At 60.3% G+C, this 15374-nt stretch carries 12 protein-coding genes and 1 tRNA gene; 7 read left to right on the top strand and 6 right to left on the bottom strand.

What is annotated here, in order from left to right; genetic code table 11:
• The 4 genes from HMPREF2559_RS12600 to HMPREF2559_RS00050 all read right to left on the bottom strand — a co-directional run.
• On the bottom strand, positions 1–551 hold a 551-nt coding region (locus HMPREF2559_RS12600), incomplete at its 3' end, for a hypothetical protein (RefSeq protein ID WP_148138750.1).
• A gap of 179 nt (positions 552–730) precedes the next feature.
• Positions 731–985 (bottom strand): putative toxin-antitoxin system toxin component, PIN family, encoded by a 255-nt coding sequence (locus HMPREF2559_RS12235; protein ID WP_083297729.1) that lies wholly within the window; start codon positions 983–985, stop codon positions 731–733.
• A complete protein-coding gene (locus tag HMPREF2559_RS12595; RefSeq protein ID WP_148138749.1) occupies positions 982–1221 on the bottom strand; it encodes a hypothetical protein in 240 nt (79 codons plus the stop codon). Before HMPREF2559_RS12595 ends, HMPREF2559_RS12235 begins: the two co-directional genes overlap by 4 nt.
• 241 nt (positions 1222–1462) lie before the next feature.
• The gene (locus HMPREF2559_RS00050; RefSeq protein ID WP_070539142.1) at positions 1463–6469 is read right to left on the bottom strand and encodes a DEAD/DEAH box helicase; all 5007 of its coding nucleotides are present in this window, start codon (positions 6467–6469) and stop codon (positions 1463–1465) included.
• Positions 6470–6571: 102 nt separating this feature from the next.
• Between HMPREF2559_RS00050 and HMPREF2559_RS00045 the strand changes: the two genes are divergently transcribed.
• Entirely contained in the window at positions 6572–7720 is a 1149-nt protein-coding gene (locus HMPREF2559_RS00045) for a YihY/virulence factor BrkB family protein (protein WP_066511812.1), read from the top strand.
• 406 nt (positions 7721–8126) lie between these two features.
• Here HMPREF2559_RS00045 and HMPREF2559_RS00040 read toward each other — a convergent pair.
• A tRNA-Arg gene (locus HMPREF2559_RS00040) sits at positions 8127–8203 on the bottom strand.
• Between the two features lie 54 nt (positions 8204–8257).
• Entirely contained in the window at positions 8258–9181 is a 924-nt protein-coding gene (locus tag HMPREF2559_RS00035; RefSeq protein ID WP_070539140.1) for a LysR family transcriptional regulator, read from the bottom strand.
• A 66-nt stretch (positions 9182–9247) separates the two neighbouring features.
• Here HMPREF2559_RS00035 and HMPREF2559_RS00030 point away from each other — a divergent pair, with 66 nt between their 5' ends.
• The 6 genes from HMPREF2559_RS00030 to HMPREF2559_RS00005 form a co-directional block, all read left to right on the top strand.
• Positions 9248–11305, top strand: coding sequence for a bifunctional copper resistance protein CopD/cytochrome c oxidase assembly protein (locus tag HMPREF2559_RS00030; RefSeq protein WP_070539138.1), 2058 nt, complete (start codon positions 9248–9250; stop codon positions 11303–11305).
• A 220-nt stretch (positions 11306–11525) separates the two neighbouring features.
• Positions 11526–12083, top strand: a complete 558-nt coding sequence (locus HMPREF2559_RS00025) for a single-stranded DNA-binding protein (RefSeq protein ID WP_066511823.1) — start codon at positions 11526–11528, stop codon at positions 12081–12083.
• Positions 12084–12176: 93 nt separating this feature from the next.
• Complete coding sequence (ettA, locus tag HMPREF2559_RS00020; protein ID WP_066491926.1) at positions 12177–13847, top strand: energy-dependent translational throttle protein EttA; 1671 nt, start codon at positions 12177–12179, stop codon at positions 13845–13847.
• 8 nt (positions 13848–13855) lie between these two features.
• Positions 13856–14269 carry an acyl-CoA thioesterase gene (locus tag HMPREF2559_RS00015; RefSeq protein WP_141629226.1) on the top strand — a complete coding sequence of 138 codons (414 nt, stop codon included), beginning with the start codon at positions 13856–13858 and terminating at the stop codon, positions 14267–14269.
• A 39-nt stretch (positions 14270–14308) separates the two neighbouring features.
• On the top strand, positions 14309–14935 hold the full coding sequence (locus HMPREF2559_RS00010) for a DUF8185 domain-containing protein (RefSeq protein WP_070539136.1): 627 nt from the start codon (positions 14309–14311) through the stop codon (positions 14933–14935).
• A 161-nt stretch (positions 14936–15096) separates the two neighbouring features.
• Positions 15097–15374, top strand: a 278-nt coding sequence (locus tag HMPREF2559_RS00005; RefSeq protein WP_148138747.1) for a hypothetical protein, incomplete at its 3' end; no start/stop codon positions are given.

Genomic DNA, 15374 nt, shown 5'->3' with positions numbered 1-15374 from the left:
ACTACGTGTCCACGATTTGCGGGCAACCCCATCTTGCGTACTGCGTCCGTTGGAGGCCGGAGTTCATTGGGCTGTAAGAATCGTGGCCCTATGCTGTGTGCTCTCCAACCCTCAAGGCCGAGAGTGTCGTTCCCTTTGCTATCGAGAAGGTCTGGGCAACGCTCAAGTGTGAGGAAAACGGCGTTTTCGATCGGTGCAGTCGGCCGCAGCGCGACGTAGGTATCTCCAAGATCAGGCACCAGTTTGATGGCAACAATCTCGGGCGAGATGATAATTGGGTGAGTACCGAATGCGCGGTTCGTTAACAATGACTGAGCTGATTCGAAGTCATCAAGCCATGCAGTTGCGGTGCCGGGGACAACGGCTTGGGCGAGCAGTTCACGGTCAAATTTTTTGGACTTAATGCCCTCTATTACCTCGAATAGGAAATTGGCGGCATTGAAAATAGCCCGATTTCCCGCTGCTTCGATAGCCTCCCATTCGCTCTCACTATCACCTCTGAGAAGTTCGGATCCCCAAGCCTTCCTATCCTCTAGGAGAGTGGCTGCCATTTTGCCATCGGCGCTGGTAATCCAAAGTGCGCTGGCTGCGGCTTTGAGGACCCTTTTGTCACCGCTAACAAGGAGGTCTCCGTTACCGTCTTCGTAGAGAGCGAAAAGGAAATTGTCATCGGGGTCATCGCAGATTCGCGGTAGTTTTTGCTCTTCGCGGTCCGGAACCTCTGTCCCGACTAGGACGATGGCATCGATGAGGGAAGGCCTTCTTCTACAGTGAAGCGCTTCCGAAATTTTGCTCTAGAAATAACGTCTTCAATTTCCTGGAGAAGGTGTTCGCAGTAGAGCAGCTCAAATTTTCCTGCAAAACATGCTTCAATCAGCGCGCGCTCGGAGCCGCGAGGTGACAGCAAAGACGATATGAAGAGGTTAGTATCAACAACCAGACGCAACTTTCTGTGTGCTGCTATCTGCTGAAGCTCTTCGGTCACTTACCTGCTCCCAAGGCGGTGCGGATCCTCTTTTCCATTCGCATAGCGGCGATTTCTTCATGAGCAAGCGCTTCCGCAGCATCGGGATCAAGAGGCTCAGATTGAGCATCGATCGTGCGGAGAAGCCGACGGTAGGCTGCTGTAGCAAGTTCGTTGTCGCTAAGTCCTTCGACAGGGGCGGCAGACTTTTGAGCGTTTTCAATAAGACGCTTACGTGCTGCATCTTTACGATTCATGGATCTGCCCACCTTTCATAATCGGCGAAGGTCTGAGTTAAAAGTTAGAGCTTATTTTACCTGACATTACGGCATACAGCTAGCCTCGGCCTGTCACCTGTATGTGCGAGACATACTCTGTCTCGCCGAGCAGAATTGGTGCCCTTGGAATGATTCTTTCAAAGACTAAAAAGAGGAAGCGCCCGCGCTGTACTGCGGCGCAGGCTCAACCCCTGTTAAATCGATGGCGCGTCCCCCAAAGCTACTCTTCTTCGCCAACCTCCCTGATCCCTTCCACAATCCTCACAGTCTCCATCGCCACACGCGTAACCTTCGCAATGAGGTCCACGATGTACCGCGGATTGCCCACCTCGTCGGCCCAATCGTTGGGGTCATTGACGATTCCCGATGCCTTGTCCTTCTTCACCTGGTACCGGTCAATAATCCACGCCAGCGCGGACCGCGAGCCGAGCATGTACTCGTCCGCCTCAGCCGGAATGTCGCGCACGGTCACGGACTTGTTGTAGACGAGCGTCGTCACGTCATTGACGTTCTTCCCAGTAGACGGATCCTTCTTCTTCGCCCACTTCATCTTCTGCACGCGCCACGTCTCGCGGTCGTTCTCGTCCGCCGATGCCTTCACCTCCACCGTCACCGGCCACGGCTCCACGTCCTCGTAGTTCACATGCAGATCCATAAGCTCCCGGCCGGCGGCAGCCAGCTGGTCGAACCACGCCCGCGACGTCGGCGTTTCTATATGCGGCAGCATTTTCTTCAGGTCCGCGGCGTACTTCTCCCGGTACCCCGGGTCATGCAGCTGCCCGTACACGAAGTAGAAGATGTCATCCTTCGTCACATCCGAGCCCAGCGCCTCGCGGTAAATCCCAAGAATCTCGTCCGTGATATTGTCCATGCGCCGGTACCCGTCCAGGATTTCTCCTTCCGTACCAGGCTCCGAGCCTTCCGATGCCCCCATCCCAAAGTCTAGCTCACCCTCCGGCGCCTCAATCGGCTCCCAGGTCCAGCGGGGGAAAAATTGGCTTCCTTCTGAACCGTAAATATTCAGATCGATTATTCGATGTGATGCCAAAACAGTGAACGGCTTAGTAGCTCCAACGGTCGGTTGTGCAAAACCGAAGTTGTCGTGATGGGATGTAGGAAAAATTGCTGGGAGCTGATAGCGAGAGTGGTTCAGAGCCGAATTAGAGTTAGTAAACTGCGGGAAGAAAGGGCGATAGAGTTCCTGTCTAATATCTTCTTCCATTAGGTCAATTTCGGTACCGCGAGTGAGAGCAGTTTCTAGGCTAATGCTCCATTTCATTGTCGTCGGGTCTGAAAATTCGGGATGCTGAGAAATGAAGTCCAAAAGGTCTTTTCGCTTGGGAGCTGGAAGAAGCGAAAACAGCTCCTTCTGTACCTTCGAATAAACGTCAGTCAATTGCTGCGCATTGGTCCAGACTTTGGTGCGCGACGAGTTTGAGTTCCAAGCATCTCTACCTGAAGCCAGCCCACCAGAACTCAATCCGAAGAATTTTGTTACATTGCCTTTAGATGAGAGCACGGGCCACGTTTCAAAGTTCTCATCCCGTTGGTTGATCCAGTCGCCGTACACATTTGGCTCTAGAATCTTCCAATCAACATTATCCAGGGTTGAGCAGTCGACAATGTTGAGCTTTTCCTCGGCAGTCAAGTAGTCACCTATGTCGCGGTAATGAATGCATACGTCGTCTGGGATCTCGCGCTTGACGGCGATGATAACGGCGACAGTGTTGCGGCTGCCGGAACCGAAGACTTTGCCGCCTTCCTTGCGAGATTGTTCACCAGCCGTTCGTTGGTTGCCGCGAAGATTATAAACATAGATGTCGCTGAGCTCGTCCTCTAAAGAAAGACGAACTCCGGCTCCGGTATTACTATCGATCCAGCCACCGTTAGAGACGAACGCCATGACACCGTGTGTGCCAAGACGATCGATGGACCAGCGGAAAGCACGTAGATATGAGTCGTACATTGTGTGCGCGACTTTTGACGTGGAGTTCCGGACAAATGTTTCCTCGATGCGTTTGTCGAGCGTTGGGTACTTGAGATTTGCGTTGTTATCGTTCGCGCTGGTTTGCCCCACGGAGTAGGGCGGGTTACCGATGATGACGTTAATTGGCGCATCAATCTGCCGCTGGATGGCGGCGTTGTTTTCTTTGAAGACCTTGAGGTCGAGAATGTCGCCTTCTTCGTGGATCTGGAAAGTGTCCGCGAGTGCGATGCCGTCGAAGGGGACGTACTCGGGCTCGGGTTCGCCATTGCGTTGGGCGCGCTCTGCTTGGAGTGCGTTGTAGGTGGTCTCGATGTTGACCGCGGCGACGTAGTAGGCGAGCAGCATGATCTCAGTGGCGTGGAGCTCGGTCGCGTACTTGCGGGCGAGGTCGTCGGGCTCGATGAGGCCGGACTGGAGGAGTCGGACCATGAATGTACCGGTACCTGTGAAGGGATCGAGGATGTGGACGCCTTCGTCGGTAAGGCCCTTGCCGAAGTGCCAGCGGGAGATTTGATCGGCGGAGCGGAGGATGAAGTCGACGATCTCAACCGGGGTGTAGACGATGCCGAGGGCCTCAGATTGCTTCTTGAAGGCTTTGCGGAAGAATCGCTCGTAGAGGTCCTTAATGACCTGTTGCTTGCCGGAAGCGGAGGAGACCTCGGAGGCGCGCACGCGCACGGACTCGTAGAAGTCGGTCAGAGACTTGGTCTCGGATTCGAGCTTGGCGTCCGAGAGCGCGTCGACCATGCGCTGCATGACGCGGGCAACCGGGTTGTGCGCGGCGAAGTCGTGCTCGGTGAACAGCGCGTTGAAGACCGGGGCAGTGATCAGGTGCTGCGAGAGCATGCTGATGGCTTCGTCCTCGGTGATCGAGTCGTTGAGGTTGCCGCGTAGGCCCTCGATGAAGACCTCGAATTCTTTGCGGATGGTGTCGTCTGCAGCATTGATGAGTGCTTTGATGCGGGCGATTTGTGCTTCGGCGATCGTGGCGACATCGTCAGCCCAGTCCTCCCAATAAGTACGCGTACCGACCTTGTCGACCAGCTTGACGTACATGGCTTCCTGCCAGGCTTCGAGGGAGAACAGCGCAATCTGTGCCGAGGTAAGGTCCTGCTCACCGGAGGACTCAGATTGGCTGGCCGGGGTGGCATCGGAAGCATCGAGCTTTGCCTGTGCGTCTTTGGCTTTCGTTTCGAGGCTCTGTTCATCGTCTCGCTTCGTCTTCTTCACGCGCTCGATGTCGATGGGCAGCTCGACCTTCTCGTTGAGCGCAATCGAGTTGACCTTCGCGTTGAAGCGGTCATCGTGGGCACGCAGGGCGTTGAGAATCTGCCAGACCACGCGGAAGCGCGTGTTGTCATTGAGGGCCTGGGACGGGGAGACTCCCGGCGGGATGGCGACGGGCAGGATGATGTAGCCGTAGTCCTTGCCCTCGGCTTTGCGCATGACGCGTCCGACGGACTGGACGACGTCGACCATGGAATTGCGCGGGTGGAAGAAGATGACGCTATCGAGGGCGGGGACGTCCACGCCCTCGGAGAGACAGCGAGCGTTGGTAAGGATGCGAGTCTCGTCCTCAGGGATGGAGGACTCGAGCCACGAAATCTTGTTGCCGCGCTCGAGGGCGTTCATGGTGCCATCGACGTGCTCGACGGCGACTTGGAGATCGATGTTGAGCAGGCTCACGTCGTTGGTGGCGGCGTGGTCCTTGAGCTGCTCTTGGTACTGGCGGATGAGCGTGGGGAAGGTCTCTTGGATAGTCTTTGAGGCCTTGATGTCCTTGGCGAAGGCAACGGTGCGGCGCATGGGTTGAGCACCTGCCTCGAAGCCGGACTTCGTGTCCTGCTCGGCACCCGAACGCTTCGCGAGTCCGTTCCACGCGCCGATCATGGCTGAGGCGGTGGTGAGGTTGATTTCGTTGGTGGGGTAGGCGGCCAGGACGTCCGCAGCGATGTCTTCCTCGACCGTCATGACGAGGACCTTGTAATCGGTGAGCAGGCCCTTGTCCACAGCCTCGCCGAAGCCGAGGCGGTAGAACTCGGGGCCGTAGATGTCCTCGTCATCCATGGAGGCAAGCTCCGCGGAATGTTCCTCGGCCTTGCCCTTGACGTTGTCGTCGAAGAGTCGGGGAGTCGCCGTCATGTAGAGACGCTTGCTTGCCTTGATGTGTTTTTCGTCGTGAATCTTCACGAAGTTGGAGGCGTCCTCCCCGGCGAGGGTGACGCCGGTGGTGCGGTGGGCTTCGTCGCAGATGACGAGATCGAAGTCATCCATGCCGAGCTCTTGGGCCTCGTGGATGGCCTCGATGGACTGGTAGGTGGAGAAGATGACGTTGAGGCCTTGGCGGCGCTTGCCTTGCTCCGTACGCAGCTTGATGTCCGCACCGTTGGTGGAGACAGGGACATCGAGATCGTAGGAGGCGATGTCCTCGGCCTTCTTGGAGACCTTCTGGTCGGAGCATACGGCGTAGGGCTTGAGCGGCAGGTGGGTTTGTGATTGCGCGGTCCACTCCTTGAGCGTCTGCGAGAGCAGCGAGATGGAGGGAACGAGGAAGAGGACGCGGGCCTTGTTGCCGTTGAGCTCCGCGAAGCGCTCGGCGAGGCGCAGCGCAGTGAAGGTTTTGCCGGTGCCGCAGGCCATGATGAGCTTGCCGCGGTCGTGGGCCTCGAAGCCGGCGATGGCCTTCGCGATGGCCTCCTCTTGGTGCGGACGCGGCTGGTAGACCTCTTTGCGGGTCAAATTAATGGCGATGTCGCTGCCGGGGAAGGTGATGTCCCAGTCGATGGGGGACTCGGCGATGGAGGCGGTGCCGATGCGGTTGGTAGGGATGAGCTGGTTGTCCAGCATTTCCTCGGCGTTCTTGCTCCAGCGGTCCGTGGTGGAGATGATGATGCGCTGGGCGAAGGAGTCCTTGCCGTGCTCGGTATCGAAGGAGCGGCCGGATTTCTCGAAGAAGGAGTCGAGGTGGGACTTCTGGAGGTAAGCGGTCGGCTCATAGAACTTGCACTGGATGGCGACCCAACGGCCGTCCTCGCGGCGGCGGGCTACAAGGTCAATGCCGGTATCGGACTGTCCGTCGTAGTATTTCCAGTCGATGAAGCGTCCGACGTCTTCGTACTCTTCGCTCAACGTCGGGTCATTACGGAAGTAATTGACCATGAGCTTCTCAAAGGCGATGCCGTACTTGCCTTGCGGCTGGTTCTTGCGCAACTGGTCGAGGACGTCGGAGAAGGTAGACATAGTCTCTATTATGGCGGGTACTGACGTGCTATGAGTCGAGAGACTCGAATTAGCTTCCTAGATGTGTCGGCCCGCGCTGAGTACGCCCGGTAAGCTGCAGGTATGACACAAAACGCCACGCCGGGCGACGGTGAGAAGAAGGGGGCACGGCCAAGCCCTGCCGTCGCTGCGCCCAATAGTGGGGAGCTCGTGCGCACGGAGGTGCCCCGGGCGTATGGCTCGGCGGGGGAGAGTGCGTGGCACTTGTCGCGCCGTGCGTGGGGGTTAGTTGCGCGCCGGGTGCGCCATGAGCTCTTCATGAACGCGATGATGGACCGCGCTGCGACGCTCACGTTCTTTACGGTGCTCACGGCGCTGCCCATGGTGTTGGGCGTGTACTCCATTGCGACGTTGGTGCTCGCGCGCAATGAGGAACAGGTGCAGAAGCTCACGGCCGATTTCATCGGGACGTACCTGCCGCCGGAATGGGAGAATGCCGCACAGCGGGTCGTGGATGCGGTGGTGGGCTCGACGCAACAGTCGACGCTCATGCTGGTGTTATCGGTGGTCCTCGCACTGTTTTCGTCCTCGGCGTATGTGCGGGCGTTCGCGCGTAGTGCCAATGCGATGTATGGGCGCGTGGAAGGTCGCGGGCTCGTGCGCACGTGGACAGTGATGTGGCTGCTCACCATCGCTGTGGTACTGGGCCTCGTGGTGATCTTTGTGGCGCTCATGCTGCAGCGTGACATCGTGGTGGGACTGTTGCGGCCTTTTGGCGGGGTCCCGGGTGTTTCTTCGGTGCGTTCTTTCCTCGTCGATTCCTTCCTACCTGTGTGGCAATGGCTGCGCTGGCCGGTCGTGGCGGTGATGAGCGTGACGCTGTTGGCGTTGCTGTATCGCTTCGCGCCGAATGTGCGGACGCAGAAATTCCAGTGGCTCACGGTGGGCTCAACCATCGCGTTGCTGGGCGCTGTCGTGGCGTGGGGACTGGTGCGGGTCTATTTCACGGTGGTGGGTGCGCGCAGCGCGTACGGCGCGCTGGGAACCGTCATCATCGCGCTGTTTGCGTTGTGGATCATGAACACGCTGTTTATCCTCGGCGTGAAGATCGACGCGGAGATTACGCGCGCGATCGAGCTAGAGCGAGGGCTTGAGTCGGAGCGCGTTATTCAGGCGCCGCCGCGCGCGACGGACTCGGCGGTGGCGCAGTCCGCCGCTGTGAGAGAACTGGAGGGGCTAGGTAAGGAGATCCGCGGTCAGGCGCGCTCGTAGACGGTGCGGCGGTGGCGGATTAGGAGACCGCTTTCGAGGACTTGAGTCCCGTACGGCAGTGGGGCTGGGGTGGGAGCGAGCAATGTCGTAAAGGACGTGAGGGCGCGCGGGAATGCCAGAATAATGGGCCGCGAGGTGGGTGTTCCCACATGAAGAAGTAACGGCGCACGAGACGTTCGGCCGGGCTGCCCGTGATTTTTGTAGTTCGACGAAGAGGGCGTCGTCCTGGGCGAGGCGTTCGGTGCCCAGGGCCATGAGGAGCTTCACCTTCGTCTCCTTGGTACCGAAGTAGTGGCGCACCAGGCCTGGGTCGACGCCGGCCGTTGCGGCAGTAGAGCTCGGCGGCATCGGAAAGCGCAAAGGCTCGGGAGGTACCGAGCCTTTATGAATATTAAACTATGGAAATTGGTGCCCCCAGCAGGACTCGAACCCGCGACACAAGGGGTAGAAACCCTCTGCTCTAATCCGCTGAGCTATGGGGGCGCAGCGCGGTCATATATTACACCAGCGCGGAATGAACTCTGTGATGGGTGGCGACTAGTGGTACTTCCCCTCGGCGCCGACCTCGAGGATGATGTCTACGAGCTGGTTGGCGGCGGGGGAGAGGTCCTTGTCCTTGCGGTAGATGAGGATGGCCTGCATGCCCGGGAAATCGCCCTTGATCTTTTTGAAGAAGACGTGGTCGCCAGCGTGGCGCTGGGCGGAGTCCGGAAGCAGGGCCACGCCGATGCCGCCCGCGACGAGCGGCATGGCGGTCTGCAGGGTGGAGACTTCCTGGATGTGGGCGGGCTTGGACTCGGGGTTCTGGAACCAGGCGGTGCGCAGGAGGTCTGGCAGGCCGGGGAACTCGTCATGGTGCTGAGGGAGGATCCACGTCTCATGCGTGATATCGGCGAGCGCGACCTCGTCCGGGAGATCCTTGAGGCGCTCCGGTACGGCGAGCAGCATGGGGAACTCGGCGACGACGTGGACGACGAGCTGGTCCTGGTGCTGCTGCGCGAAGGCGCGCGGGTCTATGGACGGCATGAGGCCTAGGTCGATGGAGCCGTCGAGGACGCGCTCCAGCGTGATGATGGGCTCGGGGTCTTCGAGGAAGAGCTTGACGTCAGGGGCGACCTCAAACATGCGGGAGAGGATCTCGGGCATAAAGGCCCAGTTGAACTCCGGGGCGGCGTTGATGGAGATGGAGCCAGCGAGGCCGCCGACGATCTCGCGGATGCGCTGGTCGGCCTCCGTCATGAGGGTTTCCATCTTGATGGCGATCGTGTAGAGGTAGTCGCCCGCCTCGGTCGTGGAGACGCCGGCGCGGCCGCGGGTGAGCAGCTGCACGTCGAGCTCTTTTTCCAGCTTGCGGATCGACAGAGACAGCGACGGCTGCGTCATGTCGAGCGCCGCAGCGGCGTGGGTAAACGACCTGTGGTCGACCACGGACCGGAAGTACGATAATTGTCGCGAGTCCATAGACAAATATAATGCCATGATTGGAAGTAATAGTCACTTTTCGTGGTATAACGCTCACGTCGTAGAATGCGACACATGTCTGAAGAGCAGTTGTCCTCCCAGGAGGGGGACGGTTTCGCAGTCGCGTCTGTCCCCGCCGCGCGGCGCCGCGCCCGTGGCTCCGCATGGATCTACGTCTGTATTGCCATCGTCGCAGGTATCGCAGCCGGCGGCATCGCGTCCTTCTTCCTCGCGGACTCGCTTAAGGCGCTCGGCATCCCGGATCCCGGTCGTGTGACGACGGTGGGTTTACCCTTCGTTCGTGCCGCCGCATGGATTGCCATGGCCACCTCCGTGGGCTCTTTCCTGGCCTCATCCTTCTTCATTTCCCCGCGAGAACACGACGCTGAGACACTCAACACAGCGCCTCTCACCGTGGACGGACACGTCGCGAAACGGGTTGGCGCGCTTGCAGCTCTGGTCACCGCGGTTCTCGCAGTGCTGGAAGTCCCACTCGTGCTTTCCGATACCACCGGCTCGTCCTTCCTTGAGGTTCTCGACCCCCAGCTGTTTACCTACGCGTTCCCCAATATCTCGACCGCGCAGGTGTGGCTGCTTACTGCGGGCCTCGCGGCTGTGGTGGGCATCGGCGGGCTTATCGCTTCGCGCTGGGGCTCGCAGCCGGTCCTGCTGGTTCTTTCGGTCCTCATGGTCGTGCCGCTGGGCATGGAGGGGCACTCGGCCTCGGGCGGCGACCATGACTACGGCACGAACTCCTTCCTCTGGCACCTCATCTTCATGGTGCTGTGGGTAGGTGGGCTGCTCGCTCTGCTTGCGCATGGCCGTCGCCTGGGACCGGATCTCACGATGGCCGTGCGCCGGTACTCCAATCTGGCGCTCTTCTCCGTCATCGTCATGGTGTGCTCGGGCCTTATCAATGCCGCCATCCGCATCGAATGGTCGGACTGGTTTACCACCCGCTATGGCCTCATTATCGTGGCGAAGTCAGTGCTCACGCTCGTGCTCGCGCTCTTCGGCTTCGCGCACCGCCAGCTCACCATGCCGCAGCTGAAGTCGCGTCCGGAGCTCTTCCGCCGCGTCGCCTTTGTCGAACTGTTGGTCATGGCGCTCACGGTCGGCGTGGCTGGCACCATGGGCCGCACGCCGCCCCCGCCGCCGCGCGATCCCAACCTCAACTCCATGCAGATTCTGTTGGGCTACGAGCTTTCCGAAGCCCCCTCTGTCGCCGGTCTCTTCACTCACTTCCGCTTCGATATCTTGTGGGGAACCCTGGGCCTGTTGCTCGCTGGTTTCTATGCGTACGGGGTCTGGCGTGTACGTCGGCGCGGCCTGACGTGGACGTGGACTCGTACAGCGTGGTGGATGGCCGGCTCCCTGGGCATGACGCTGTTTATGAGCTCGGAGCTGGGCATGTACATTCCCGCGCTCTACTCCATGCACATGCTGGGCCACATGGTGCTGTCCATGGTCGTTCCACTCCTGCTCGCGCTGGGCGCGCCGCTCACCCTCATGATGGAGGCCTGGGAACCTGGATTTGGGCCGCACGAGTGGGCGCTGGCGGCGACGCGCTCGCGGATCGTCGGATTTATCACGCACCCGGCGGTCAACCTCGTGCAGTTCCTGTTCTTCTTCTACATTCTCTACCTGTCCTTTGACCTGTACGAGTACGCGGTCTCCGAGCACGCCGGGCACGTCATCATGAACGCGTGCTTCCTCGTCTCCGGCTACTTCTACTTCTGGGAGCTCGTGGGCCCCGACCCGATCCCGCACCGCCGGCCCACCGGCCTGCGCCTGCTTTTGCTGTTTATCTCCATGCCCATCCACCTCTACGCGGGCGTCTATCTCATGCAGCTGGGCCAGATCCTGGGCGAGAACTTCTACCTTTCCCTCGACCTGCCGTGGAACCCGGACTTCGCCTACGACCAGAAGGTGGGCGGCGGTATCGCCTGGGGCTTCGGCCAGTTCCCGCTCGTTATCGTCTTTGGCACGCTCTTCCTCGAGTGGCTGCGTGAGGACCGCTCCGCGGCGCGACGCCACGACCAGAAGGCGGACCTCGATGGCGACCAGGATTTGGAGGACTACAACGCGATGCTCGCGCGCCTCAACGACGAGGATTACCGGTAGCCAGAACCGGCACGAACGCGCCGGTGAAACTGAGATACCGGTGAGAAAGCCCAATTTCTGTGGATAACTCGTCCCTTTTTGCCCACTCTATTGGGCAACCGCGGGGAGTTATCCACAGCTGCGGTTTTGGGGGTTGGCGCGGCGCATTCGGTGGTTCACGATGGTGCTGCGAGGGAAAATTCTTCCCCGCGTCGACTACCGAATAGAAGGAATAAACCTTATGTCTCAACTACCTGTCACCATCACCGGCCACCTCGTTGCAGATCCGTACATGACGCAGGTCTACAACGGCAACCTCAAGACCACCATGCGCGTGGCGTCCTCGCGCCGCCGCCGCAACCCGGATCCGGAGGGCCCCGAGTGGATCGATACGGACAACCTCTTCATCGACGTCGAGATGTGGGGTGCGCTCGCCCAGAACGTCCGCACGACGCTGCGCAAGGGCATGGCCGTCATCGTCCTCGGCTCGCTCAACACCATTGGATGGAAGGACGAGGAAGGACGGAACCGCGCCAAGATTGAGATGCGTGCCAACCAGGTCTCCCTCGAGCTGTCCCACTACGTCGCCACCGGCCTCAAGATCGGCGCCGATGCCACGGTCACCGGCATTCCTGTCCCTAACTTCGAGCACACGGGTCCGGACAAGATCCTGAGCCGGGACGACAATACCGGGAACACGGAGAACTCGGGGGACGCCGGCGCCGATACCTCGGTGGACACGGCGGCGGACGCCCAGGCGGCGGCATCGGAAAGCCGGGAGCCTGCCGCACCGTTCTAGCTCCCAGCCCCGGGGGATGATGTACTCTTTGTGTTGTTTGACGTGTGTGCCCGGGCTGCGGGCACACTCACCCAACCGACGTAAAGGGGAACAATGGGCGAGTTCATCTACACGATGAAGAATGTGCGCAAGGCCATCGGCGACAAGGTCATTCTGGACAATGTCACCATGGCCTTCTACCCGGGCGCCAAGATCGGCGTGGTCGGCCCGAACGGTGCCGGCAAGTCGTCGATCCTCAAGATCATGGCGGGCCTTGATCAGCCGTCCAACGGCGAGGCTTTCATCGATCCGGGCAAGACCGTGGGCATCCTGCTCCAGGAGCCGCCGCTCGACGAAGAGAAGACCGTCCGCGAGAACGTGGAAGAGGGCCTGGGCGATATCTTCCAGAAGAAGCAGCGCTTCGAGGAAATCGCGGAAGAGATGGCCACCAACTACACGGACGAGCTCATGGAAGAGATGGGCAAGCTCCAGGAGGAGCTCGACCACGCGGATGCGTGGGAGGTCGACTCCAAGATCGAGCAGGCCATGGACGCCCTGCGCTGCCCGCCGTCTGACGAGCCCGTCACCAACCTCTCCGGTGGTGAGCGCCGCCGCGTCGCCCTGGCGAAGCTGCTGCTTTCCGAGCCGGACCTGCTCCTCCTCGACGAGCCGACCAACCACCTCGACGCCGAGTCCGTGCAGTGGCTGGAGAAGCACCTCGAGTCCTACCCGGGTGCCGTCCTCGCCGTGACCCACGACCGCTACTTCCTCGACCACGTCGCCGGTTGGATCTGTGAGGTCGACCGCGGCAAGCTTTACCCGTACGAGGGCAACTATTCCACGTACCTGGAGAAGAAGGCGGAGCGTCTCGAGGTCGCCGGCCAGAAGGACAAGAAGCTGCAGAAGCGCCTGAAGCAAGAGCTCGCCTGGGTCCGCTCCGGCGCCAAGGCTCGCCAGGCCAAGAACAAGGCCCGTCTGGCTCGCTACGAGGAGATGGCTGCGGAGGCCGAGCAGTACAAGAAGCTCGACTTCGAGGAAATCCAGATCCCGACCCCGCCGCGTCTGGGCAATAAGGTGGTCGAGGTGAAGAACCTCACCAAGGGCTTCGATGGCCGCGTGCTCATCAAGGACCTCTCCTTCACGCTGCCGCGCAACGGCATCGTGGGCGTTATTGGCCCGAACGGTGTGGGTAAGTCCACGCTGTTTAAGACGATTGTGGGCCTCGAGCAGCCGGACTCCGGCTCCGTCGAGGTGGGCGATACCGTCAAGCTGTCCTACGTCGACCAGGGCCGTGAGAACATCGACCCGGAGTCCACGGTGTGGGAGGTCGTCTCCGACGGCCTCGACTACATCCATGTGGGCCAGAATGAAATGCCTTCGCGTGCCTACCTGTCCGCGTTCGGCTTCAAGGGCCCGGACCAGCAGAAGCCGTCTAAGGTGCTTTCCGGTGGTGAGCGCAACCGCCTCAACCTGGCGCTCACGCTCAAGGAGGGCGGCAACCTCATCCTCCTCGACGAGCCGACCAACGACCTTGACGTCGAGACCCTCGGTTCCCTCGAGAACGCCCTCGAGAAATTCCCGGGCTGCGCCGTGGTCATCTCGCACGACCGCTGGTTCCTCGACCGCACCTGCACCCACATCCTTGCCTGGGAAGGCAACGTGGCGGAAGGCCAGTGGTTCTGGTTCGAAGGCAACTTCGGCGATTACGAAAAGAACAAGATCGAGCGTCTTGGTGAGGATGCGGCACGTCCGTCGCGCGTGACCCACCGTAAGCTCACGCGATAGGAGATACGGTGACTGAAGAAAACAAGCACCACATCCATCGTGTGGCCGTGCGCTGGTCAGACTTTGACCGCTACGGCCACATGATGAACGCCAACTACGTGGAAATCGCGCAGGAGGCCCGCCTTATCTACGCCCAGGAACGCATTTTCCCGGACGTTCCGGAGTTCGCGGCCTTCGTGCGCCACCTTGAGCTGGATTACAAGAATCCCATCCAGCCGCAGGGCCTTTCCTCCGTCGAGGTTGAGTCGTGGGTGACCCGTATCGGCAATACCTCGTTCACCACGCGCCAGAACATCCGCGTGCCAGACGGTCCGGTGGCATGTGAGATTGACTGTGTCCAGGTTGCCGTTGATCTGCATACCGGATTGCCGCGCCCGCTCACCGAGCATGAGAAGGAAGTCATCGGAGCTCTTGCCGAGTAGACTCGACGCCACTACACCGTCGAGCACAGGAGGGCCTGCATGTCCACAGAAACGCTGCACATTGAAAGTGGCGCACAAGGACTGCAGGCCCTCTTGGCGCGTGCGGTGGGTCTCGATGCCCAGGCCATCGCACGCCTGCGTCAATACGACCCAGAGACCGTCGAGGTCTTCGTCACGACGCCCTTTGAGGTCGTCGCCGCACGCCGCGTTGCTGGCACCGTGGGTCGGGACGGCGCGTCCGTCTCCGCGAAAGACCTCCTTAATGCGGTCGAGGACGGCCGCGACGAGATTGGCGCCCCGCGCGATGCCTCGTGGCCAGGTGCCCTGCCGCCGGCGTCGGGCTTCCAGCTTCTCGATACCCTCCCGGTCCACGTGGTCCGCGACCTCGCCGACAAAGGTCAAGCCTTGGCCCGGCAGTTCTCAGGCCCTGCCGGTCCGCCGAGCTCGCTCATGAAGCAGACCGTGCTCACCGTCGAAGCCGACGGGACGAGCGTCGACATTCCCATGCGTCTCATTTTCGCGTGCACGAACTTAGGGCTTATCCCGGGCTTTAGCGCTCCCATGAACATTCCGCGCCACTTGCGTGTGGCCGCACTCGGCCGCTGGGTGCGTGTCGATGCCCCCTTTGGCAGCGTCTACCACTCCTCGCGCCTCTCACTGTTCTAACGCGAGCCCACCCCTTGGGTGGGCTTTTTTGTTTGCCTATTTGAGTATTCGAATCTATTGACGAACACATCTGGGGGTAGGTAAGCTTGTGAACGTAGGAATTAGAACACTCTATCTAAACAATTACTTCACACTCTCGCTTACCGACAGGGGTAGCCCACATGACCACTCCTCCCGATAACACCACCAACCCACCACCACCAACCGAACCCACCGGCCCCTACTTCGCCCCCTTGAATCCCGCTGGCCCCTTGGGAGAATACGTCGCCATCCGCAACGAATTCTTCTGGAAGGCCATCCACCGCGTCCTTCCCACCCCCGGCGACGATATCGACATCGCCTTTTCCACCCTCGCCCGCAATCTCGATGTCTCACGCGATCGTGCTGAGAAGCTCTACCTCGGGGTCGCCCGCATGGCCTCACTGCCCAAGCTCGCCGC

The organism is Corynebacterium sp. HMSC072G08, from assembly GCF_001809185.1.
In the GTDB taxonomy this organism is placed as follows: domain Bacteria; phylum Actinomycetota; class Actinomycetes; order Mycobacteriales; family Mycobacteriaceae; genus Corynebacterium; species Corynebacterium phoceense.
This window is presented reverse-complemented; position numbering and strand designations above follow the sequence as displayed.

Excerpts from the sequence above, each read along its gene's own strand:
- HMPREF2559_RS00050 (WP_070539142.1), bottom strand. The coding sequence starts at position 6,469 with ATGTCTACCTTCTCCGACGTCCTCGACCAGTTGCGCAAGAACCAGCCG.
- HMPREF2559_RS00025 (WP_066511823.1), top strand. The coding sequence starts at position 11,526 with ATGTCTCAACTACCTGTCACCATCACCGGCCACCTCGTTGCAGATCCG.
- HMPREF2559_RS00045 (WP_066511812.1), top strand. The coding sequence starts at position 6,572 with ATGACACAAAACGCCACGCCGGGCGACGGTGAGAAGAAGGGGGCACGG.
- HMPREF2559_RS00010 (WP_070539136.1), top strand. The coding sequence starts at position 14,309 with ATGTCCACAGAAACGCTGCACATTGAAAGTGGCGCACAAGGACTGCAG.
- HMPREF2559_RS00035 (WP_070539140.1), bottom strand. The coding sequence starts at position 9,181 with ATGGACTCGCGACAATTATCGTACTTCCGGTCCGTGGTCGACCACAGG.
- HMPREF2559_RS12595 (WP_148138749.1), bottom strand. The coding sequence starts at position 1,221 with ATGAATCGTAAAGATGCAGCACGTAAGCGTCTTATTGAAAACGCTCAA.
- ettA (WP_066491926.1), top strand. The coding sequence starts at position 12,177 with ATGGGCGAGTTCATCTACACGATGAAGAATGTGCGCAAGGCCATCGGC.
- HMPREF2559_RS00030 (WP_070539138.1), top strand. The coding sequence starts at position 9,248 with ATGCGACACATGTCTGAAGAGCAGTTGTCCTCCCAGGAGGGGGACGGT.